A 20,420-nucleotide genomic window follows, 5' to 3' on the forward strand; every position below is an offset into this window, starting at 1 on the left:
CGAGCAATCGCCCGTACGAACGAACGAACACACCGCGAACGCACGAGGAGCCCCGCCCATGAGCACGCGCCCGGCCACCCGAACCGCCGTAGTCACCGGCGCGAGCAGCGGAATCGGCGCGGCCACCGCCCGCCAGCTGGCGGCGGCCGGCTACCACGTCGTCCTCACCGCCCGCCGCAAGGACCGCATCGAGACCCTCGCCGCCGACCTGACCGAGGCCGGCTACGACGCGACCGCGTACGCCCTCGACGTCACCGACCGCACCGCCGTCGACGCCTTCGCGGCCTCCCTCGACCGGTGCGACGTCCTGGTCAACAACGCCGGCGGCGCCATCGGCGCCGAACCCGTCGCCACCGGCGACCCGGCCGACTGGCGCACGATGTACGAGGTCAACGTCATCGGCACCCTCCACGTCACCCAGGCGCTCCTGCCCGCCCTCACCGCCAGCGGCGACGGCACCGTGGTCGTGCTCTCCTCCACCGCCGGCCACTCCACCTACGAGGGCGGCGCCGGCTACGTCGCCGCCAAGAACGGCGCCCGCGTCCTCGCCGAGACCCTCCGCCTGGAGATCGTCGGCCAGCCCGTCCGCGTCATCGAGATCGCCCCCGGCATGGTCAAGACCGACGAGTTCGCCACGACCCGCTTCCGCGGCGACGCGGCCAGGGCGGAGAAGGTCTACGAGGGCGTCGCCGAACCCCTCTCCGCCGACGACGTGGCCGACACCATCACCTGGGCGGTGACCCGCCCCAGCCACGTCAACATCGACCTCCTGGTGGTCCGCCCCCGCGCCCAGGCCTCGAACACGAAGGTCCACCGCGAGCTCTAGGCCCCTCGAGCCCCTCGAGCCCCTCGAGCCCTAGACCATCCCCGCCGTCCTCAGGTACGGCATGAGGGCCGCCGGCTTCAACCCGGCGGCCTTCGCCGCGTCCAGGGCCCGCTGGAGGTCCGCCGCCAGCGTCGGCGTGAAGTGCAGCAGCACGATGTCCCCCGACTTCAGCTGCGGGGTCGGCGGCGTCTGGCCCCAGGTGGTGAAGTCGTACGTCCACGTCACCAGCGCCTTCACCCCGCACGCCTTCGCCGCGAGCCGCACGTCGTCGTCGACCGCCCCGTACGGCGGCCGCAGCAGCTTCGGCGTCTTCCCGAACACCGCCCCCAGCTGCTCCCCGGCCCCGCACACCTCGGCGTCCTTCCCGGCGGCGTCGAGGGTGGTCAGGTCGGGGTGGTTGACGGTGTGGTTCTCCACCGTCGCCCGGCCCTGTTCGACGAGATCGGTGAAGTACGAGGTGTCGTACGAGGTCGCCCCGGGCAGCAGGAACATCGACACCGGCACCCGCTTCTCCAACAGGATCCGGGCGGCCTCGGGGTCGTGCCCCCACCCGTCGTCGATCGTGATGAACACGACCTTCTCCTGTGTCGGCACGTGCGACACGACGGGCGGCAGCCCCACCCCGGCCTGAGCGGACCCGGCCGCCCCGAGGGCGAGCGACAACGAAGCGAGCGCGGCGACAAGCACGCGAGATCTCCACATGCCGCACACCTTGGTCTAGACCAACTCCCAGCGTCAACCCTCTTACCTCGAGCCGGAGTTGGCTCCGCACACCCTCCGGGCCCGTATGGGTGAATGCGCACGGAATGTCGGCGGGCACGGCTACGCTCCGAAAGCGTGAGTCACGAAAAGGAGGAAGCTATGGCCGTGATACAGCACGAGACCACGATCGCGGAGGCCGCCGATCGGCTCTCCAGGGAGCTTCCCGGGCACCGAGTGGAGATTCTCCAGGGGAGGCTCACCGTGACACCACCCGCGGACGGGTCGCACGCGCTCTCGCTGAGCTGGCTCATCGAGAAGTTCTACGACGCCGGCGCCAGAAAGGCGGGCCTGAGGTACGTCCAGGGCATCGGCCTCTGGCTGCCGACCGGCTCCGACGACTACGCCATCCCTGATTTCGCCCTCGTCGAGGCGGATTTCCGGGATCACAAGGTCCAGAAGAACTGCTACCCGCCGGACGTCTTCCGGCTGGTCGTCGAGGTCACCTCGTCGAACTGGTCGGACGACATCGGCGTCAAGGTCGACAGCTACGCGAAGGCCGACATCCCCGTGTACGTCATCGCCGACCGCCACCACGACGAGGCGGTCCTCTGCTGCGACCCCCGCGACGGTACGTACCGCCTCCGCACGACGTACAAGCGGGGCACCTCCATCCCGCTGCCCCAGTCCATCGGCGTGTCCGTCGAACTCCCGGTGGACCTCCTGCTCGACGGAGACGAGGGCTGAAGCACGCGGAGGGGCCCGGACCGACCGGTCCGGGCCCCTCCACTCCCCCGAATCAACCGCGCGCGGGCCTCAGCCCTTCACGCAGATGACCTGCTTGAGCTTGGCCACGACCTGCACGAGGTCGGTCTGCTGCTCGATGACCTGCTCGATCGACTTGTACGCGCTCGGAATCTCGTCCACCACACCCGAGTCCTTGCGGCACTCGACGCCCTGTGTCTGCTCCGCCAGGTCGCGCGCCGAGAACCGCTTCTTCGCCGCCGTACGGCTCATCTTGCGGCCCGCGCCGTGCGAGGCGGAGTTGAAGGACTTCTCGTTGCCGAGGCCCTTCACGATGTACGAGCCCGTGCCCATCGAGCCCGGGATGATCCCGTAGTCACCGCTGCCGGCGCGGATCGCGCCCTTCCGGGTGACGAGCAGGTCCATGCCGTCGTACCGCTCCTCCGCCACGTAGTTGTGGTGGCAGCTGATCTCCTGCTCGAAGGAGACCTTCGCCTTCCGGAATTCCTTCCGGACGACCTCCTTGAACAGGCTCATCATCGCCGCGCGGTTGAACTTCGCGTACTCCTGCGCCCAGAAGAGGTCGTTGCGGTACGCCTCCATCTCGGGCGTGGCGGCGAGGAACACCGCCAGGTCCCGGTCGACCAGGTCCTGGTTGTGCGCCAGGCCCCGCGCGACCCCGATGTGGTGCGCCGCGAGCTCGTTGCCGATGTTCCGGGAGCCGGAGTGCAGCATCAGCCAGACCGAACCTGACTCATCGAGACAGAACTCGACAAAATGATTTCCGGATCCGAGCGTTCCGATTTGCTTCTGAGCGCGCTCCTGCCGGAATTTGACCGCATCGGTGATGTAGTCGAAGCGCTTCCAGAGGTCCTCGTAGCCCGGCACCGAGAAGCCGTACAGCCGGGACGGGTCCAGGGCTTCCTTGTGCAGCCCGACCCCCACCGGGATCGCCTGCTCGATGCGGGAGCGGAGCTTCGACAGGTCGCCCGGGAGGTCGTTCGCCGTCAGGGAGGTCTTGACCGCCGACATGCCGCAGCCGATGTCGACGCCGACCGCCGCCGGGCAGACGGCGTCCTTCATCGCGATGACCGAGCCGACGGTGGCGCCCTTGCCGTAGTGGACGTCCGGCATGACGGCCAGGCCCTTGATCCAGGGCAGGCCGGCCGTGTTCTGGAGCTGGCGCATCGCGCTGTCCTCGACCGACGCGGGATCCGTCCACATCCGGATCGGGACCTTCGCCCCAGGCACCTCTACATACGACATAAGACGTCAATCCCCCGAAAACCAAAGAAAAGTCAGAAAGCGCAAAAAGCCTCGCTCATGGCCCCAAAGTAGACAGGGAACCGGCGCCGGCACCAGTGGGTGCGATAGACATTGTGTCCATCCGTGCCCGAGTCGAGGCAACGGATTTTCCCAAGGGAACCAAGGGAGCCAGGGGTGCCAGTGGATGTGGAGCGCAAGGCGGCCGTACGACGCCGGGTCCTGCCGGGCATCGCGATGCTCACCGCGCTCGTCGCCGCCGCGGCCGGCCTGACCGGGTGCACCGACGGCAACGGAATCGGGATCACCACCGACCCCAAGGGCGGCGGGAGCACCGCCACCCCCGCCCAGCCGGGCAAGTACCGCAGCCTTCCCCAGCCCTGCAAGGCGGCCGACGGGAAGAAGCTCAAGGCCATGCTGCCGGCCGCCGACTCCCTCACCACCGAGCAACGCGACCAGCTCTACGCCGGTACCGCCGACGCCTCCTTCGACGGCGACCGGCGCGTCGGCTGCCGCTGGAGCGCCCAGGCCCCCGAGGGCACCCTGCTGCTGTCGGTGAACTTCGAGCGCGTGGTCTCGTACGACCGGGCCGCCGCGAGCGACGACGACAAGGCCCGCCAGGTCTACGTCCGTCGCCTGACCGACGCCCACCTGCCCTTCCCGGGGCCTACGACGAGCCCGGCCCCCGTCACCGGTACCAGTACGAGCCCCAGTGCGAGTGCCGACGCCGCCCCGACGCCGCCGCCCCCGGCCTCCCCCGCGCCGTCCGCGTCCGCGTCGGCCTCGCCGTCCCCCTCGCCCACCCCCACCACCCCGCCCGAGCTCGGCTCGCGCGTGCTGGAGGGGCTCGGCAGCGAGGCGTTCCTCGACGACAAGCTGAGCGCGGCCGGCGCCACCGCCGCCCAGTCCCGGACCGTGCGGATTGTGTTCCGTACCTCGAACGTCATCGTCACCGTCGAGTACAGCGTGCAGCCCTCCGCGCCGGGCACGGTCCCGCCGAGCACGGAAACCCAGGACAAGGCGCTGGAGTTGGCGGAGGCCCTGGCCGAGCGTTTCAACGAGTGACGGCCCAGCTCAGAGGGGGCGTACGGGGCTCGCGTGACGGTGCGCACAGCAGGCGGGCGCCGGGTCGGGCTACCGTTGCTCGGGTCCCGCGCCCGAAAACGCGTCCGCAAGAAGACCCCAACGTCTGAAGGAACCATGCAGCGATCAGCCTCGCGCCTCACCCGCGTCCTCGCCTGCGCAGCCGTCCCGGTGCTCCTCACCGTCGCCGGCTGCTCGTCCGATTCGGGGAAGGGTTCGGGTTCGGGCTCCGCCAAGAAGCCCGGGTCCTCCTCCTCGTCGTCCGCCAAGCCGTCCGCGAAGCCGCCGGTCGTGCTGGAGAAGGTGGCGTTCGCGAAGCTGCCCGACCCCTGCAAGGCGGTCGCGGCGAAGACCATCGACTCGCTCGTCTCCGAGGCGAAGGACAAGAACGGTACGGCGGCCAAGTCGAACGACCTCGCCAACCGCGCCAGCTGCTCCTGGAACGGCCTCGACACCGACGGCACGAAGGGCTCGCAGTACCGCTGGCTCTCCGTGTCCCTGGTGCGCTACGACTCGCACGCCACCCTCGGCAGCGGCAACAAGCGCGCCGAGGACCAGTACAACAAGCAGATAGAGCTGGCGAAGACCGTCGAGGGCGCGCACGACGTCAAGGTGGAGCAGGCGGAGGGCGTCGGCGACCAGGCGTCCTCCGTCGTCTACGGCGTGAAGAAGGACGTGGACTTCTTCAACACGACCGTCGTGACCCGCACCCAGAACGTCGTCATCACGATCGACTACAACGGTGCCGCCTACGAGGGTGCTTCCGCCCCCGACCAGGCGAAGCTGCTCGCGGACGCGGTCTCCGCGTCGAAGGAGGCCGTGAAGTCGGTCGCCGGTGCCAACGAGCAGGAGCAGCAGCCCTCGTCGTCGGCGTCGCCCTCCGGTTCGGGCGCTCCGGTGGCCTCGGGTTCCGCCACCCCGCAGCAGTAGTCGGCGGCGGGAGGGGGTCCCGAGGGGGCCTACGGGAGGAGTTGCCTCCGGTCACCCGTACGCTGTGCCTGCCGTAGCTCGACTAGGGGAGGGGATCGCGGGTGGCCGCGATGCAGCTGACTCGTACGCACCGGATACTCATCGGCGTCGTCGTCGCCGGGGCCGTGGTCATCGCGGGCATCGGCTTCGCCGGTTCGTACTCCGCGGTGCGCGCGCTGGCGTTGCAGAAAGGCTTCGGCAGTTTCTCGCTGGTGTTCCCGATCGGTATCGACGCGGGCATCTGCGTGCTGCTGGCGCTGGACCTGCTGCTGACGTGGATCCGGATCCCGTTCCCCCTCCTGCGCCAGACGGCGTGGCTGCTGACCGCGGCGACGATCGCGTTCAACGGCGCGGCGGCCTGGCCGGACCCGCTGGGCGTGGGCATGCACGCCGTGATCCCGATCCTGTTCGTGGTCACGGTGGAGGCGGCCCGGCACGCGGTGGGCCGGATCGCGGACATCACCGCGGACCGGCACATGGAGGGGGTGCGGATCACCCGCTGGCTCCTCTCCCCGGTGCCGACCTTCAAGCTGTGGCGCCGGATGAAGCTGTGGGAGCTGCGCTCCTACGAGCAGGCCGTCGGCATGGAGCAGGACCGGCTGATCTACCAGGCGCGGCTCCAGGCCCGGTACGGGCGGGCGTGGCGGCGCAAGGCCCCCGTCGAGGCGCTGATGCCGCTGCGGCTGGCCCGGATCGGCGTCCCGCTCTCGCAGACGGCGCCGGAGGGGCTGGCGGCGGCGGGCATCGACCCGGTGCTGCTGCCCCCGGCCGCGAAGGCGGCGCCGCTCGCCGCGGTCTCCTCCGTCTCCTCGGTCTCCTCCGTCACGGCGGTTCCGGCGGCCGTGCAGGTCGCGCCCGGCGCCCCGGTGGCCCCCGCCCTGCCTGCGGGCGCGGCGGAGGCCGTTGAGGCTGCTGAGACTCCCGTGCCTTCAGAGGTCACCGAGGCGGCTGAGGCGACCCCCGCAACCGCCCCCGCTCCGATCCCGGCCCAGGCCCAGGCCCCGCAGCCCCAGCAGCAGCCCCAGCCGGCCCAGGTGCCGACGGCCGCCACCCACGCCCCGCCGCCCTTCGTGGTGGAGCCGACGGCCATGCCCGCCGCACACGACAGCGCCTGGTTCGCGGCGCCGCTGGCCCCGCAGACGGCGTACGAGGGCGGCTACGACCCGCAGTACGTCGAGGCCCCGGAGCAGCAGCCCGCGCAGGAGGCCCCCGCCGCCGAGCCCGTCGACAGCGCGGACACCGCGCCCGCCGACGAGATCGACGCGATCGACGAGGTGAAGTTCACCGAGGCGGCCTACGAGGTCTTCCGCTCCTACATCGAGGAGAACGGCAAGGTCCCCAGCCCCGAGCAGGTCGACATATACCTCTCGGACCGCCACGGCATCGTGCACGCGCGCAGCTTCACCACCATCTCCCGGCTGATGCCGGAGCTGAAGCAGCGCTACCAGCGCGACCTGGAGAACGAGCACATCGCGTAGCCGCACCCACTCACGCGGAAGGGCCCGCACCCCCCAGGGGGTGCGGGCCCTTCCACATACAGCGGCTACGCGGCGAGCAGCTTGCGCACCCGGTCCGCGCCCACGGCGAGGAGCAGGGTGGGCAGGCGCGGGCCGGTCTCCCGGGTGACGAGGAGGCGGTAGAGCAGGGCGAAGAACTCGCGCTGGGCGACCTTCAGCTCCGGCGTCGGCTTGGCGTCGGGCTCGAGCCCGGCCATCACCTTGGGCACGCCGTAGACGAGGGTGGTGAGCCCGTCGAGGGACCAGTGCGAGTCGAGGCCCTCGAGGAGCAGGCGCAGGGACTCGCGGCCGGCGTCGTCGAGGGAGGACAGCAGCTCCGCGTCGGCGTCCTCGCGTACGAGGGTGCGCTGGTCGGCGGGGACCTGGGTGGTGATCCAGTTCTCGGCGCGGTCCAGGCGCGGCCGGACCTCTTCGAGGGAGGTGAGCGGCTGCGTCGGGTCCAGGTCGGTCAGGATGCGCAGGGTCTGCTCGTCGTGCCCGGCGGTGATGTCGACGACCGACGCGAGGGTGCGGTACGGCAGCGGGCGCGGGGTGCGGGGCAGGTCGTGGGAGGCGACGCGGACGGCGCGGGCGTGCGCGGCGGCGTCGGCCGGCAGTACGGAGCCGTCGGCGACCTTGGCCTCCAGCTTGTCCCACTCGTCGTAGAGCCGCTGGATCTCCTGGTCGAAGGCGATCTTGAAGGACTGGTTGGGGCGGCGGCGGGCGTACAGCCAGCGCAGCAGCTGCGGCTCCATGATCTTCAGCGCGTCGGACGCGGTGGGGACCCCGCCCTTGCTGGAGGACATCTTGGCCATGCCGCTGATGCCGACGAAGGCGTACATCGGGCCGATCGGCTGCTCGCCGCCGAAGATGTGCACGATCTGCCCGCCGACCTGGAAGGACGAGCCGGGCGAGGAGTGGTCGACGCCGGAGGGCTCGAAGATCACGCCCTCGAAGGCCCAGCGCATCGGCCAGTCGACCTTCCAGACGAGCTTGCCGCGGTTGAACTCGCTGAGCGCGACCGTCTCGGTGAACTCGTCCTCGGTGCAGACGTAGGTCAGCTCGGTGGTCTCGTCGTCGTAGGCGGTGACCTTGGTGAAGTCCTTGCCGCACTGGCCGCAGTACGGCTTGTACGGGAAGTAGCCGCCCTCGGCGCTGCTGCCGTCGTCCTCGGCGGCGGCGCCGGAGCCCTCGGCGGCCTCGAGCTCGGCCTCGTCGACCTGCTTCTGCTGGGGCTTCTTGCCGCCCGGCTTCTGCTTGGTGCGGTACTGGTCGAGGACGGCGTCGATGTCGCCGCGGTGCTTCATCGCGTGCAGGACCTGCTCGCGGTAGACACCGGTGGTGTACTGCTCGGTCTGGCTGATGGGGTCGTACTCGACGCCCAGCTCGGCCAGCGCCTCGACCATGGCGGCCTTGAAGTGCTCGGCCCAGTTCGGGTACGCGGACCCGGCCGGGGCGGGCACGGAGGTCAGCGGCTTGCCGATGTGCTGCGCCCAGGACTCGTCGATGCCGGGGATGCCGGCCGGGACCTTGCGGTAGCGGTCGTAGTCGTCCCAGGAGATGAGGTGGCGGACCTCGAAGCCCCGGCGGCGGATCTCGTCGGCGACCAGGTGCGGGGTCATGACCTCGCGGAGGTTGCCGAGGTGGATCGGGCCGGAGGGGGAGAGGCCGGACGCGACGACGACGGCTTTGCCCGGGGCTCGGCGCTCCGCCTCGGCGATGACCTCGTCCGCGAAACGGGAGACCCAGTCGGTCTCTGTGCTGCTCTGGGCGCTCTGAGCCACGACACGTCCTTCTATCTCGAATGCTGGCTTCTCGCCATTCTCCCAGACGGAACGGGCCGCTCCGGGGTTGCTTCCGACCGGTGATATCCCGCGAGGCCGGGGGGCCTTCCGTGGGATACTCGGGCCTTGTCGGAACACCCAAGTGCATCCACAGGCACAACCTCACAGGAACGGCAGCTCATGGCCTCGGTCCCTTCCCTCGCTTCTTCCGTCGAACAGCGCGTCTCGGACGCCCTCGCCTCCGCCCTGCCGGAGGCCGGTGCCGCCGACCCGCTGCTGCGACGAAGCGACCGGGCCGACTTCCAGGCCAACGGCATCCTGGCGCTCGCGAAGAAGGCCAAGGCCAACCCGCGCGAGCTGGCGACGACCGTGGTCGAGGGCATCCCGACGGGTGACCTGATCCAGGAGATCGAGGTCTCCGGCCCCGGCTTCCTCAACATCACGATCACCGACCGGGCGATCGTCGAGACCCTCGCGGCCCGCGCCGCCGACGACCGCCTCGGCGTGCCGCTGTCCCCGACGGCCGGCACCACGGTGATCGACTACGCGCAGCCGAACGTCGCGAAGGAGATGCACGTCGGCCACCTGCGGTCCGCCGTGATCGGCGCGGCGATGGTGGAGATCCTGGAGTTCACGGGCGAGACGGTGGTGCGGCGCCACCACATCGGCGACTGGGGCACCCAGTTCGGCATGCTCATCCAGTACCTGCTGGAGCACCCGCACGAGCTGGACCACAAGTCGGGCGAGGAGGTCTCCGGCGAGGAGGCCATGTCGAACCTGAACCGGCTGTACAAGGCCTCGCGCGCGCTCTTCGACTCCGACGAGGAGTTCAAGACGCGGGCCCGCGCCCGGGTGGTGGACCTCCAGGCCGGCGAGCCGGAGACCCTGGCGCTGTGGCAGCGGTTCGTGGACGAGTCGAAAATCTACTTCTACTCCGTCTTCAACAAGCTGGACATGGACATCCAGGACCCGGACGTGGTCGGCGAGTCCGGCTACAACGACATGCTCGTCGAGACGTGCAAGCTGCTGGAGGACTCGGGCGTCGCCGTCCGCTCCAACGGCGCGCTGTGCGTGTTCTTCGACGAGTACAAGGGCCCGGACGGCAACCCGACGCCGCTGATCGTGCAGAAGTCGGACGGCGGCTTCGGCTACGCGGCGACCGACCTGTCCGCGATCCGCGACCGGGTCGGCGCGCTGAAGGCCGACACCCTCATCTACGTCGTGGACGCGCGGCAGTCGCTGCACTTCAAGATGGTCTTCGAGACGGCCCGCCGGGCCGGCTGGCTGACGGAGGACACCAAGGCCGTCCAGCTGGCCTTCGGCACGGTCCTGGGCAAGGACGGCAAGCCGTTCAAGACCCGTGAGGGCGAGACGGTGCGGCTGGTGGACCTGCTGGACGAGGCCATCGACCGTGCGGCCGCCGTCGTACGGGAGAAGGCGCAGGACCTGTCCGAGTCGGAGATCGCCGAGCGGGCCGTTCAGGTGGGCATCGGCGCGGTGAAGTACGCGGACCTGTCGACCTCCGCCGCGCGGGACTACAAGTTCGACCTGGACCAGATGGTCTCGCTGACGGGTGACACGTCCGTGTACCTCCAGTACGCGTACGCCCGTATCCAGTCCATCCTGCGCAAGGCCGGGGACGCGAAGCCCGCCGCCCGCCCGGAGCTGGCCCTCGCGCCGTCCGAGCGCGCGCTGGGTCTGCACCTGGACGGCTTCGGCGAGCTGCTCGGCGAGGCGGCCTCGGAGTACGCCCCGCACAAGCTGGCGGCATACCTCTACCAGCTGGCCTCGCTGTACACGACCTTCTACTCGGAGTGCCCGGTCCTGAAGGCCGAGACCCCCGAGCAGGTCGAGAACCGTCTGTTCCTGTGCGACTTCACGGCCCGCACCCTCTCGAAGGGCATGTCCCTCCTGGGCATCCGCACCCCCGAGAAGCTCTGACGCTCCGCGTACCGACGGCCCCTGGCGCACCCGCGCCGGGGGCCGTCGCGTTTCCCGGGGACGGGCCGTAACACGCCGTGCTACGGTCGTGCCATGGCCTCCAAGGAGCGGTTCAGCATCAGCATGGACAGCGCGCTGCGTACGAGAGTCAAGGAGCATGCCGACGCCATGGGCCTCGACGTGTCCTCGTACGTCACCGCAGCCGTACTGCGGCAGATCGACGAGGACGTCGCCGTCGCCCGGCGCTTCGCGGACATCGACGCGGACATCGCCGCGACCGAGGCCATGCCCGCCCCGCCCGGCCGCAGCGACGACTTCGACGAGGCCGACCTCGCGGCCGCGCGGGCGGGCATCGCGCAAGCGCTGGCCACCGACGCGCGGGAATCCGCCGCGTGAGCAGTCCCGTCTTCGTGTACGACGCGGGGATGCTCATCGCGCTGGACCGCGGCGACAGGCCGGCCGGTCTCCTGCACAAGGTCCTCACCGAGGGCGGTCACCCCCCGGTCGTCCCCCTGCCGGTCCTGGCCCAGGCGTGGCGTCCGGGCCAGTGGACGCCGTTGACCCGTGCTGTACCCCAGTGCGTCGTCTTCGGCGTGCACGCGTCCGCACCGCCGTCGTGCGGCGTGTGCCAGGCGGGCCACACGGAGGACGACGCGAAACGGGCCGGCCGGCTCCTCGCCTCGGCCGCGATCCCTCCCGAGAAACGCCCGGACGCGGTGGACGCGTTGGCCGTCGTCATCGCCGCCCGCCACCCCGAAGCGGTCATCGCGACCTCCGACCCGCGCGACATCACGGCTTACCGGGACGCCCTGCCCGGGGCCGCCGAGTCGATCCGCGTGCTGGACGTACGGGACCTCGCAGCCTTCCTCGCGGGCAAACGCGTACTGCGCTGAGCGGCGCGACGTCACCCGTACGGCCCCGGTTCGGGCCGTACGGGCCGGGTAGGGGACGGCCCGTCCTTCCCCCAGCGTCATCCGGAGGCATCCGTGCCCGACATGAACGGCCCCTACAAGCCCGGCACCCCGTGCTGGATCGACCTGATGGTCCCCGACCAGCAGGCGGCCCTCGACTTCTACTGCGACCTCTTCGGCTGGCAGGGCGAGGTCGGGCCCGCCGAGCAGGGCGGTTACTCCGTCTGCACCCTCAAGGGGAAGCCGGTCGCCGGGATCATGAAGGCGATGAACCCGGACGGTTCCGTCCCGGACCCGCTGCCCCCGGTCGTGTGGACCACGTACCTGTCCACCGACAGCATCGACTCCACCCTCAAGGCCGCCGGCGACGCCCACGGCACGGTCATGATGGGCCCGATGGACGTCATGGAGCTCGGCAGGATGGCGGTCGTCTCCGACCCGACCGGCGCGGTCTTCGGCCTGTGGGAGCCCGGCTCCTTCGACGGCGCGGGCATCGTCAACGAGCACGGCGCCCTCATCTGGAACGAGCTGGTCACCCCCGACATCCCGGCCGCCGCCGCGTTCTACTCGGCGGTGCTGCCCGTCACCACGGCCGCCTCCGCGATGCCGGGCGCCGACGGGTACACGGAGTTCAAGGTCGCGGGCCGCGCGGTGGGCGGGATCATGGACATGGCGGTGCTGCCGCCGGGCGTGCCGCCGCACTGGCAGCCGTACTTCCACGTCGACGACGTCGACAGCATCCAGGCCGCGGCCGTACGGGCGGGCGGCAACGTCCTCGCCCCCGCCTTCGACATGGTGGCGGGCCGCATGGCCGTCCTGTCCGACCCGCAGGGCGGGGCCTTCTCCGTCATCGCGGCGACCGCCCCGGAGCAGCCCGCGTAGCCCAGGCTGCCGCGCGGACTGTGACACGGCTGTGGGTGCGGGGAGTTCCCCGCACCCACGAGAATGCCGGGGAACGCGCGAAACAGGGGGTTGGAAATGATGAATTTCTTGATGATCGCCGGCTTCGGCATCGCCTGGGTGGGCTTCCTCATCTGGCGCGACCGCGGCCCCAGCCGCAGCGGTCGCCGTTCCAAGGGCGACGGGGGCAGCTTCTACGGCTGCGGGGGCGGCGACTCGTCCTGCGGAGGCGGCGGCTCCTCCTGCGGGGGCGGCGGAGGCGACTGAGCCCCCCTCTCAACTCGCGGGGAATGTTTGCCCCGCCCGCCCACTCCTCCAAGTGTCAGTACCAACACCTGGAGGAGCACCCCGTGTTCGAGCTCACCCCCCGCCGCGCCGGCCAGGCCGTGGCCGCACTGCTGGCCGTCGACGGCCTGATCCACGTGTACTGGGCCACGGGCGCGACCTGGCCCGCCGCCGATTCCCGGGCGCTGTCCCTGGCGGTGCTGGGCCTGGAGGCGTCGTTCTCCCCGTCGGCGGTCCTCCCGCTGGCCGCGCTCACCCTGACGGGGGCCGGGGTGGTGTACGCCCACTCCCGGGGCCGCGGCGGCCGCCTGACCCGCGCGGCGACGGGCGCGGTGGCGGCGGGCCTGGCCGTACGCGGCCTCGCGGGCCTGGGCTGGGCGACGGGCCTCCTGACCTCCCCGCCGGACAGCCCCTTCTACGCGCTCAACCTCGCGCTCTACACCCCGGCATGCGCGGCCTTCGCCTGGGCGGCGGCCCGCCTGGCGCTCACCCCCGCGTGAAGCGCTGCCACCACCGCCGGGGTGGGGCGGGCTCCTGACGCAGCACAGCATCACGCGCCAGCAACGCCGCTTCTTGCTGCTCCGTGTGGCCGTCCTCTCCGAGCATCACCGCGACCCGCTCGAAGGCCTCTGCGGCCTCTTCATTCCGGCCCAGCGACGCAAGGGCGAGCCCACGCAGTCGCAGCGCGGCGCCCTCCTCACTTCGGTACGCCGTACCGGCGAGGAAGGAGCAGGCCAGCTCTCCCGCCTCCAATGCGTCCGCCGCTCGTCCCAGCCTCAGGTAGATCAGACCCATACCGGTACGGGCGGAGGCTTCACCGTTGCGGTCCCCCGCCTCTTCGAAGAGGACGAGGGCCTCCGCGTACCGGGCGTAGGCCTCGTCCAGCCGCCCGCTCTTCAGTAGTGCCGCCGCGATTCCGTAAATCGTCCAGGCGGCCCTGATCCGATGGCCCAGCATGCTGAGGAGGGCCAAAGCCTGTTCCTGCACAGCCAGAGACTCCTCACGGCGGCCGGCCCTCCCGAGCGCGTTCCCGAGAAAACCCAGCCAGACCGCCTCCCGCTGGCGGTCCCCGGCTTCCTGCATGTGCGCAACCGCTTGCCGGTAAGCGTCGATGGCCTCGTCCGTCAGTCCCATCTCCTGGTAGACCTCGGCAAGGCGCACGAGTACGGTGCCTTCGCCGTGCCGCATGCCCAGCTCGCGGAAGACCGCCAGCGCCTGTTCGTGGGCCTTCCGCGCCTCCTCGAACCGGCGCGTCATGCGGTACGCACCCCCCAGCAGGTTAAGGGCCCTGGCCCCCGCCTCCTTGTGGGGCGTGCCGTCGAACAGGGTCAGGGCCTCCATCAGCAGCTCGATCGCCTCTGGGAGCTGCCGCGCGTTGAGCAGGGAACCCGCGAGGTTGGTCATCGTCGCGCCGAGGACCCCACGGCTCCCGGCCTCCCGCACGGCGGAAAGCAGGTGCCGCGTGAGTTGGATGCCTTCGTCCGTGTGCCCGTAGAGCTGGAGGTACGGTCCCAGATCATCCGCCAGTCGGATAGCGGTCCCGATCCGGCCCGAGTCGGCGGAAAGACCCATGGCGGCAATCAGCAGGGGCCGTTCCGTGTCGAGCCAGTGCAGCGCCTTGTCCAACGGCAGCGCCTGAGCACCCTGGCTGTCCACCGCCGGGCCCCGCACACCGAGCGCCCGCACCGCCTCCGCGACCTCTGAGCACAGCCCCTCCAGCAGGGAGTCGACGGCCGCCTCCCGCCCGTCCCCCTCCGCGCACTCCTCGCCCCGCTCAACGGCATACATCCGCACCAGGTCGTGCATCCTCCAACGCCCCGACCCCACCGGCTGCTCCACCACCAGGCTCGCCCGGGCCAGTGCGGCCAGCTTCGGCCGTACGTCCGCCTCCCCGGCCAGCAGACCGGCGTACACCGTCGAGCAGTCCGGGCCCGGATTGACCGTCAGCAGGCGGAACAGCCGGGCCTGGTCCGCCGGGAGCCGCGCGTACGAGAGGTCGAACGCCGCCCGCACCCCCACCGGCACCTCCCCGGCCCCACCGCCCTCGAAGGTCAGCGCCTCCAGCCCGGCGGCCAGCTGCCCCGCCAACTCCCCTACGGACAGCCCCGGATCCCCCGCCAGCAGCGCCCCCGCCACCGTGAGGGCCAGCGGCAGCCGCCCGCACCGCCGCGCGACCTCCGCGAGCGCGGCCGGCTCCCGCGCGGGCCGGAGGTCACCGGGCAGCGCGGCGGCGAGCAGCTCCACCGCCGCCCCGGCGCCCAGCTCCTCCAGCGCCACCACCCGCGCCGCGAACCCGGGTGCCACCAGCCGGTGCCGGGAGGTGATCAGCAGCCGGTGCGCGCCCCCGGCCGGGACCAGGTCGCGTACCTGGGCCACCGACCCGGCGTCGTCCGCGACGACCAGCACCCGTTGGCCCGCCCGCGCGAACCCGGCCAGCCGCGCCCGGTACAGCGCCACCCGCGCTTCCGGCGACCCCGGCATGTCGGTGTCGCGGATCCCCAGCAGCCGCAGCATCTCCTGCACGGCCTGGGCTCCGCTCAGCCCGCCGTCGGGGGCGTAGCCGCGCAGCGGGAGGAAGAACACCCGGTCCCCGAACCACCCCAGCTCCACCGCCCGGTGGGCCGTCGCCACGGCGAGCGCGCTCTTGCCGACCCCGGCCAGCCCGGCGACCACCGCCACCGCCGGGCCGCCGTCCGCGAGCAGCCCGGCCAGCTCCTTGACCGGCCCGTCCCGCCCTACGAGTACAGCGGGCCCTTCGGGGAGCCCGAGCAGCGCCCGGGGCGCGGGCCCGGTGGTGACGTAGTCCCCGGCGACCTGCGTGATGTGCGCGTGCCCGTCGGCGCGGGCCCACTGCTCGGCGGCGCTCACTCGGATGGCCCGTCCGGCTCACCGCCGCCGGTCTGCCGTACGCGGGACTCCCCGTCGGCGCGGGCCGCCTGGTCCACCGGGCCGCCGCCCCCGCCGCTCTGCGTGATCCGGCTGCTGCCGGAGGCGCGGGCGCGCTGGCGTACGGAGTTCCCGCCGCCGCCCTCACCGGCCCACCAGCCGCCGACCAGCGCGCACACGGCCGCCATGGCCCCGCCGAAGCCTGCGGCGGCGGACACCCGGTCGGAGTCCTTCTCGGGGAACCATCCGAAGGGGTCCCACAGCCCCAGCCGGAACCCCACCAGGAACACGATCCCCGTGCCCCCGACGACCACAACCCACCGCAGCGGACGCGACATTGGCCCCCCTCGACCGAACCTCCCGGGAGAGCCGAAGCTAGCAGCCACACCCCCGGAATTCGCACCAGACGACCTTTCCGGGCGCCCTCGGAACCACCCCCCACGCGTCGGAGACCGCCTCCACGAGCGTCAGCCCCCGCCCGAGCGGCCGCCCGGCCATCCGCGACAGCCCGGGCCCGCTGTCGTGCACCTCGATCCGTACGGTGCCGTCGAAGTAGAGCAGCCGCAGCAGATAGCCCCGGCCGCGCGGGACCCCGTACCGCAGGGCGTTGGTCGCGAGCTCGCTCACGCAGAGCAACATCTCCCCGTCCCGGTCGTCGGCACCCCAGGCGTGCAAGGTGTCACGTGTGAACTGGCGCGCAGCCGCGATGGTTTGGGGCGCGCGGAGGTAGAGGCGCTCACGCAGGAGAGCAGCCTGATTATGCAGATTCACGGGACGATCGTCGCGCGGAGTCACTAGCGTGTCACCGAGCGCCGACCCGTACTCCTTGATGAGTACGGGTCGGTACGAGGTAATTCGCAAGCACAGGTGGGGAGTCCGCTGCCATGCCACCGAAGAAGCGCACACGGCCCAACGCGACGACCATGAAGATGGTCGGCATGCAGGTGGCCACAGCCCGAAGCGCCAAGGACCTGACGCAGAAGCAGCTCGCGAAGCTGATCGGACAGGACACGGAGACCGTCGCATCGATCGAACAGGGCCGCCGAGCCCTGATGCCGAATGTCGCGGAGCTGATGGATCTACATCTCGGCCTGCCGGGCCTGCTGTCCGTCGCGGCCCACGAGATGCCCGGACGAGATGCGAGCCCTCCGTGGTCCGAGGAGTACATGGACCTTGAACAGCGTGCGATCACGCTCAATTGGTACGAGTCCATGGTCATCCCGGGCATCCTGCAGACCGAGAGTCAGATGCGGGCCCTCTTCCGCTGCCGCGTCCCGGCGTTCCCACCCGATGAGATCGAGACCCTGACCGTCCGGCGGCTTGCGCGGGTCCAGATCCTGCACCGCCAGTACCCGCCGAACCTCACCTTCGTCATCTCGGAAGCGGCGCTCCGCGACAGGATCGGCGGAGACGCGATCTACGGCGAGCAGCTGCGGCACCTGCTGGTCTGCATGGAAATCCCGCACGTCGCCGTTCAGGTCCTGCCACTCGGCCAGACGTACCATCCCGGCCTGTCCGGCTCGTTCACCATGCTGGAGACTCCCGAACACGAACACGTCGGCTACTTCGAAGGTCAACGCGGCAGCAAGCTCGTCACCGATCCCGACGACGTCAGCATCCTTGCCCAGCGATATGCAATGCTGCGAACTCAGGCCCTCAACCCCCAGGACACGAAGGGCCTGTTGAACTGCCTGCTAGGAGAGCTATGAGCAGCACACTGAAGTGGTTCAAGTCGAGTTACAGCAGCCCCGACGGCGACCAGTGCCTGGAAGTCGCCACCTGCCCCCACCAGGTCCACGTCCGGGACTCCAAGGTGCAGGACGGCCCCGTCATCGACCTCACCCCCGCCGCCTGGGCCGCCCTCACGGCGTGGACGGCCCGCTGAGCCCGTGCAACAGCAGCGCGGTGATCGTGTCCACGATCTCCGCGTCAGTGGCCCCCGGGCCGTCGCCCCGCGCGGTAACGGCCGCGTAGCCCAGCGTCGAGACCATCGCCCCCATCGCGGCCGCGACCAGCGTCGGGTCGCCGGGGAGGCGGTGGCCCTGTCCGGTGAGCCATTCCAGGTGCTCCCGCAGGACGCTCGTCTCCCGCGTCAGGCTCGTCCACGCCCGCCCTTCCCCCGGCGGGCCGGCGAGGTTCGTCTGCATCAGGGCCACGACCACCGGCAGGTGGTCCCGGATCACGCCCCACGTCACGGCCAGGTGCGCGCGTAGCTGTTCCGGGTCGGTCAGGTCGTGGTCGGCCGGGTGGTCGCCCGCGCCGATCTCCTCGTCGGCCTGCCCGTTCATGTCCTCCATCAGCGCCCGCAGCACGGCGTCCTTGTCCGCGAAGTGGGCGTAGAAGGACCCCGTCGCGCGGCCGGCCTCACGGGTGATGTCCGTGATCTTCGTGTCGAGGTAGCCGCGTTCGGCGAACAGTCGCCGCGCCGCGTCCTTGAGCGCCGCCTCGGTCTCCGCGGCCTTCTCCTTGCGTACGCCCATGGGTGGCGCTCCTCTCCGGGCTTGACGTGTGCCCTCCCGGTCATCATAGTGAACCCTCGTTCGATGAATTCAGATTCAGTGAATATTGATTCATGGAGTGGGGTGGGTCCGCATGAACGTCATCGTCATCGGCGCCGGGGTGGCCGGAGCGGCGACCGCGATAGCGCTGCGCAGGCTCGGGCTGGAGGTGACCGTCTACGAGGCGTACGCCGAACCGGCGGGCCAGGTCGGGTCGTTCCTCAGCCTGGCCTCCAACGGCCTGCGCGTCCTGCGCTCCCTCGGGGTCCTGGAGGAAGTGCAACGCGCCGGGATCGACGTGCCCCGCCAGCGCATGTGGTCGGGCTCGGGGAAGTTGCTCGGGGACGTCCCGCGGGGCCGGCCGGGCGGCGACGCCCTGCACAGCGTGACCCTGATGCGGGGCGCGCTGGTCGAGGTCCTGCGCGCGGAGGCGGTGGCGGCGGGGGCGGTCGTCGTGACCGGGGAGCGGCTGGTGGACGTGACCACCGTCGAGGAGGGCGGCGTACGGGCGGAGTTCGCGAGCGGTCGCACCGCGCGGGCGTCGCTGCTCGTCGGCGCGGACGGCATCTGGTCGGCGACCCGTACGCTGCTCGCCCCGCACGCGCCGACCCCCGAGTACGCGGGCCTGTACAGCATCTCGGGCGTCGCCGAGGGCATCGAGACCCCGCCCGGCGTCTTCAACCTGACCTTCGCCCGGGGCGGCGCCTTCCTCCACCTCGCCGCACCCGGCGACCGGGTCTGGTGGTCGGCCCAGGTCCCCGGCGCCACCGAGCCGGAGCCCGGCCTCACCGACGAGGAGCGGCTCCAGCACCTCGCCGGTCTCTACCGCCACGACCAGGTCCCGTCCGCGATCCTGGCCGCCACCACCGCACTGCACCGCCCCACCCCGATGCACCGGCTCGGCGCCGTCCCGGTCCGCCACGACGACCGGATCGTGCTGATCGGAGACGCCGCACACCCCGTCGGCGCAGGTCAGGGCGCGTCGATGGCCCTGGAGGACGCGCTCGTCCTGGCGCGGTCCCTGGCCGCGGAGCCCTCGGTGGCGGCCGCCCTCGCGGCGTACGAGGCCACCCGCTCCGCCCGCGTCGCCACGATGGTCAAGGCGTCCTCGGACAACCGCGACGCCAAGACGGCCGGTCCGCTCGCACGGCGGATGCGCGACCTCGTGATGCCGCTCGGGATCCGGCTCTTCTACGCGAGGGCGACGGCCTGGCTCTACACCCACGACTGCGGCGAACTGCCCGCTGCCCGTCCTGCGGCGGACGGGCAGCGGCGGTCCGGTGCGTCAGGAGGTCACTGGGTCAGCGGGTAGGAGTGCCTGCCCGTGGCCGCGTCGATCTCCGTATGCGCTTTCTGCAGCAGCTGGGACGCGAGATCCATGAGCGCACGCGCTCCCGCGATCTCCTCGCCGACCCGCAGCTGCTCCGGGTCGGACGGGTGACGCATGGCGTAGCCGCGCGCCTTCACTTCGGTGCCATCCGCGAGCCTGAGCAGGGTGGCCGCACTCGTGCGGTGACCCTCCTCGGAGAATTCCAGCTCGACATGCCACCCGACGAGCGTGGACATGGCTGATCACCTCCACAGTAGGCCTCTGCCTCCAGGGTCCTCCCGGCCCGCGCCTACGGCCAGTCGATCAGGCTCCAGAAGACGACGAAGTTCAGCACGACCAGCCCGGGCGCCCCCAGGGCCAGTGCGATGCGCCGCGCGGCGTTGCGCCCCCGCCAGGGCAGCGCCCAGCAGGCGACGAGCAGCGCCAGGACCAGGAGCAGTCCGACCATGAACACCGGCCACGCCAGCCCGAAGCTCGCGTCGAACCGGTCGGAGGCCTCGTCGGCGCAGGAGTCGCAGGCCATCGGCGAGATCCCGGCGAAGAACAGCGAGAGCGCGGCGGCGGGCAGCGTCAGCAGCGTGGAGACCAACGGGGCGATGAAGGCCCGGGAATCACGGGCGTCGCGGGCGTCACCGGCGGCGGCAGCGGCGGGGGCGGGGTTCTCGGTCACGCTCCGATCAAAGCCGACCGGCCCCCGCCCCGGCATGAGCCCCCGTACTCAACCCCTGCCGCCGCCACCCCCGCCCGCCATGAGTATCCGTGGCGGGCCCCGCCGCGACCGCCTGCCTACCCGGATCCTCCCCTG

23 protein-coding genes are annotated in these 20,420 nt (G+C 71.3%); 14 read left to right on the top strand and 9 right to left on the bottom strand.

Features of this window, described 5'->3' with window-relative positions:
* The first annotated feature begins 58 nt into the window (after nt 1-58).
* Nucleotides 59-826, top strand: coding sequence for an SDR family NAD(P)-dependent oxidoreductase (locus OOK31_RS35395; RefSeq protein WP_267091503.1), 768 nt, complete (start codon nt 59-61; stop codon nt 824-826).
* A 30-nt stretch (nt 827-856) separates the two neighbouring features.
* Here OOK31_RS35395 and OOK31_RS35400 read toward each other — a convergent pair whose 3' ends face one another.
* A complete protein-coding gene (locus tag OOK31_RS35400) occupies nt 857-1,528 on the bottom strand; it encodes a polysaccharide deacetylase family protein (protein ID WP_267091504.1) in 672 nt (223 codons plus the stop codon).
* 159 nt (nt 1,529-1,687) lie between these two features.
* Between OOK31_RS35400 and OOK31_RS35405 the strand changes: the two genes are divergently transcribed.
* Nucleotides 1,688-2,272, top strand: a complete 585-nt coding sequence (locus OOK31_RS35405; RefSeq protein ID WP_267091505.1) for a Uma2 family endonuclease — start codon at nt 1,688-1,690, stop codon at nt 2,270-2,272.
* Nucleotides 2,273-2,341: 69 nt separating this feature from the next.
* Here OOK31_RS35405 and OOK31_RS35410 read toward each other — a convergent pair whose 3' ends face one another.
* Complete coding sequence (locus OOK31_RS35410) at nt 2,342-3,535, bottom strand: RtcB family protein (protein WP_267091506.1); 1,194 nt, start codon at nt 3,533-3,535, stop codon at nt 2,342-2,344.
* A 174-nt stretch (nt 3,536-3,709) separates the two neighbouring features.
* On the opposite strand from OOK31_RS35410, the gene OOK31_RS35415 reads away from it, so the two are divergent.
* The 3 genes from OOK31_RS35415 (at nt 3,710) to OOK31_RS35425 (ending at nt 7,062) form a co-directional block, all read left to right on the top strand.
* Complete coding sequence (locus tag OOK31_RS35415) at nt 3,710-4,597, top strand: DUF3558 domain-containing protein (RefSeq protein ID WP_267091507.1); 888 nt, start codon at nt 3,710-3,712, stop codon at nt 4,595-4,597.
* A 135-nt stretch (nt 4,598-4,732) separates the two neighbouring features.
* Complete coding sequence (locus tag OOK31_RS35420; RefSeq protein ID WP_267091508.1) at nt 4,733-5,545, top strand: DUF3558 family protein; 813 nt, start codon at nt 4,733-4,735, stop codon at nt 5,543-5,545.
* 101 nt (nt 5,546-5,646) lie between these two features.
* Nucleotides 5,647-7,062 (top strand): DUF2637 domain-containing protein, encoded by a 1,416-nt coding sequence (locus OOK31_RS35425; protein WP_267091509.1) that lies wholly within the window; start codon nt 5,647-5,649, stop codon nt 7,060-7,062.
* Between the two features lie 65 nt (nt 7,063-7,127).
* Here OOK31_RS35425 and lysS read toward each other — a convergent pair whose 3' ends face one another.
* Nucleotides 7,128-8,864, bottom strand: a complete 1,737-nt coding sequence (gene lysS / locus OOK31_RS35430) for a lysine--tRNA ligase (protein WP_267091510.1) — start codon at nt 8,862-8,864, stop codon at nt 7,128-7,130.
* 180 nt (nt 8,865-9,044) lie between these two features.
* Here lysS and argS point away from each other — a divergent pair, with 180 nt between their 5' ends.
* The 6 genes from argS (at nt 9,045) to OOK31_RS35460 (ending at nt 13,401) form a co-directional block, all read left to right on the top strand.
* Complete coding sequence (gene argS / locus OOK31_RS35435; RefSeq protein ID WP_267091511.1) at nt 9,045-10,805, top strand: arginine--tRNA ligase; 1,761 nt, start codon at nt 9,045-9,047, stop codon at nt 10,803-10,805.
* Between the two features lie 93 nt (nt 10,806-10,898).
* Entirely contained in the window at nt 10,899-11,201 is a 303-nt protein-coding gene (locus OOK31_RS35440; protein ID WP_267091512.1) for a hypothetical protein, read from the top strand.
* Complete coding sequence (locus OOK31_RS35445; protein ID WP_267091513.1) at nt 11,198-11,698, top strand: hypothetical protein; 501 nt, start codon at nt 11,198-11,200, stop codon at nt 11,696-11,698. Before OOK31_RS35440 ends, OOK31_RS35445 begins: the two co-directional genes overlap by 4 nt.
* A gap of 102 nt (nt 11,699-11,800) precedes the next feature.
* Complete coding sequence (locus OOK31_RS35450; protein WP_267091573.1) at nt 11,801-12,598, top strand: VOC family protein; 798 nt, start codon at nt 11,801-11,803, stop codon at nt 12,596-12,598.
* Nucleotides 12,599-12,694: 96 nt separating this feature from the next.
* Nucleotides 12,695-12,883 (top strand): hypothetical protein, encoded by a 189-nt coding sequence (locus tag OOK31_RS35455; RefSeq protein WP_267091514.1) that lies wholly within the window; start codon nt 12,695-12,697, stop codon nt 12,881-12,883.
* 83 nt (nt 12,884-12,966) lie between these two features.
* Nucleotides 12,967-13,401: a DUF3995 domain-containing protein gene (locus OOK31_RS35460; RefSeq protein ID WP_267091515.1), complete on the top strand. Its 435-nt coding sequence runs from the start codon at nt 12,967-12,969 to the stop codon at nt 13,399-13,401.
* On the opposite strand, the gene OOK31_RS35465 is transcribed toward OOK31_RS35460, so the two are convergent.
* The 3 genes from OOK31_RS35465 to OOK31_RS35475 are packed head-to-tail and all read right to left on the bottom strand — an operon-like array spanning nt 13,388 to nt 16,693.
* Nucleotides 13,388-15,769, bottom strand: coding sequence for a tetratricopeptide repeat protein (locus tag OOK31_RS35465; protein ID WP_267091516.1), 2,382 nt, complete (start codon nt 15,767-15,769; stop codon nt 13,388-13,390). The genes OOK31_RS35460 and OOK31_RS35465 overlap by 14 nt on opposite strands.
* Nucleotides 15,766-16,125, bottom strand: coding sequence for a hypothetical protein (locus tag OOK31_RS35470; protein WP_267091517.1), 360 nt, complete (start codon nt 16,123-16,125; stop codon nt 15,766-15,768). Before OOK31_RS35470 ends, OOK31_RS35465 begins: the two co-directional genes overlap by 4 nt.
* Nucleotides 16,126-16,162: 37 nt before the next feature.
* Nucleotides 16,163-16,693, bottom strand: coding sequence for an ATP-binding protein (locus tag OOK31_RS35475; protein WP_323188292.1), 531 nt, complete (start codon nt 16,691-16,693; stop codon nt 16,163-16,165).
* On the opposite strand from OOK31_RS35475, the gene OOK31_RS35480 reads away from it, so the two are divergent.
* On the top strand, nt 16,672-17,496 hold the full coding sequence (locus OOK31_RS35480) for a Scr1 family TA system antitoxin-like transcriptional regulator (RefSeq protein ID WP_267091518.1): 825 nt from the start codon (nt 16,672-16,674) through the stop codon (nt 17,494-17,496). The genes OOK31_RS35475 and OOK31_RS35480 overlap by 22 nt on opposite strands.
* Entirely contained in the window at nt 17,493-17,672 is a 180-nt protein-coding gene (locus tag OOK31_RS35485; protein ID WP_267091519.1) for a DUF397 domain-containing protein, read from the top strand. The genes OOK31_RS35480 and OOK31_RS35485 overlap by 4 nt, the downstream gene beginning before the upstream one ends.
* Here OOK31_RS35485 and OOK31_RS35490 read toward each other — a convergent pair.
* Entirely contained in the window at nt 17,650-18,267 is a 618-nt protein-coding gene (locus OOK31_RS35490) for a TetR/AcrR family transcriptional regulator (RefSeq protein WP_267091520.1), read from the bottom strand. The genes OOK31_RS35485 and OOK31_RS35490 overlap by 23 nt on opposite strands.
* 112 nt (nt 18,268-18,379) lie before the next feature.
* On the opposite strand from OOK31_RS35490, the gene OOK31_RS35495 reads away from it, so the two are divergent.
* Complete coding sequence (locus OOK31_RS35495; RefSeq protein WP_267091521.1) at nt 18,380-19,597, top strand: FAD-dependent oxidoreductase; 1,218 nt, start codon at nt 18,380-18,382, stop codon at nt 19,595-19,597.
* On the opposite strand, the gene OOK31_RS35500 is transcribed toward OOK31_RS35495, so the two are convergent.
* Entirely contained in the window at nt 19,579-19,851 is a 273-nt protein-coding gene (locus OOK31_RS35500) for a DUF1876 domain-containing protein (protein ID WP_267091522.1), read from the bottom strand. The genes OOK31_RS35495 and OOK31_RS35500 overlap by 19 nt on opposite strands.
* Nucleotides 19,852-19,904: 53 nt before the next feature.
* The gene (locus OOK31_RS35505) at nt 19,905-20,285 is read right to left on the bottom strand and encodes a hypothetical protein (protein WP_267091523.1); all 381 of its coding nucleotides are present in this window, start codon (nt 20,283-20,285) and stop codon (nt 19,905-19,907) included.
* Nucleotides 20,286-20,420: the final 135 nt, after the last annotated feature.

The organism is Streptomyces sp. NBC_00249, from assembly GCF_026342355.1.
GTDB lineage: Bacteria > Actinomycetota > Actinomycetes > Streptomycetales > Streptomycetaceae > Streptomyces.

Bases quoted from the DNA above. Each gene is read 5' to 3' on its own strand.
- OOK31_RS35395 (WP_267091503.1), top strand. From the start codon at position 59: ATGAGCACGCGCCCGGCCACCCGAACCGCCGTAGTCACCGGCGCGAGC.
- OOK31_RS35400 (WP_267091504.1), bottom strand. From the start codon at position 1,528: ATGTGGAGATCTCGCGTGCTTGTCGCCGCGCTCGCTTCGTTGTCGCTC.
- OOK31_RS35405 (WP_267091505.1), top strand. From the start codon at position 1,688: ATGGCCGTGATACAGCACGAGACCACGATCGCGGAGGCCGCCGATCGG.
- OOK31_RS35410 (WP_267091506.1), bottom strand. From the start codon at position 3,535: ATGTCGTATGTAGAGGTGCCTGGGGCGAAGGTCCCGATCCGGATGTGG.
- OOK31_RS35420 (WP_267091508.1), top strand. From the start codon at position 4,733: ATGCAGCGATCAGCCTCGCGCCTCACCCGCGTCCTCGCCTGCGCAGCC.
- argS (WP_267091511.1), top strand. From the start codon at position 9,045: ATGGCCTCGGTCCCTTCCCTCGCTTCTTCCGTCGAACAGCGCGTCTCG.
- OOK31_RS35440 (WP_267091512.1), top strand. From the start codon at position 10,899: ATGGCCTCCAAGGAGCGGTTCAGCATCAGCATGGACAGCGCGCTGCGT.
- OOK31_RS35450 (WP_267091573.1), top strand. From the start codon at position 11,801: ATGAACGGCCCCTACAAGCCCGGCACCCCGTGCTGGATCGACCTGATG.
- OOK31_RS35455 (WP_267091514.1), top strand. From the start codon at position 12,695: ATGATGAATTTCTTGATGATCGCCGGCTTCGGCATCGCCTGGGTGGGC.
- OOK31_RS35470 (WP_267091517.1), bottom strand. From the start codon at position 16,125: ATGTCGCGTCCGCTGCGGTGGGTTGTGGTCGTCGGGGGCACGGGGATC.
- OOK31_RS35480 (WP_267091518.1), top strand. From the start codon at position 16,672: ATGCCACCGAAGAAGCGCACACGGCCCAACGCGACGACCATGAAGATG.
- OOK31_RS35485 (WP_267091519.1), top strand. From the start codon at position 17,493: ATGAGCAGCACACTGAAGTGGTTCAAGTCGAGTTACAGCAGCCCCGAC.
- OOK31_RS35490 (WP_267091520.1), bottom strand. From the start codon at position 18,267: ATGGGCGTACGCAAGGAGAAGGCCGCGGAGACCGAGGCGGCGCTCAAG.
- OOK31_RS35495 (WP_267091521.1), top strand. From the start codon at position 18,380: ATGAACGTCATCGTCATCGGCGCCGGGGTGGCCGGAGCGGCGACCGCG.
- OOK31_RS35500 (WP_267091522.1), bottom strand. From the start codon at position 19,851: ATGTCCACGCTCGTCGGGTGGCATGTCGAGCTGGAATTCTCCGAGGAG.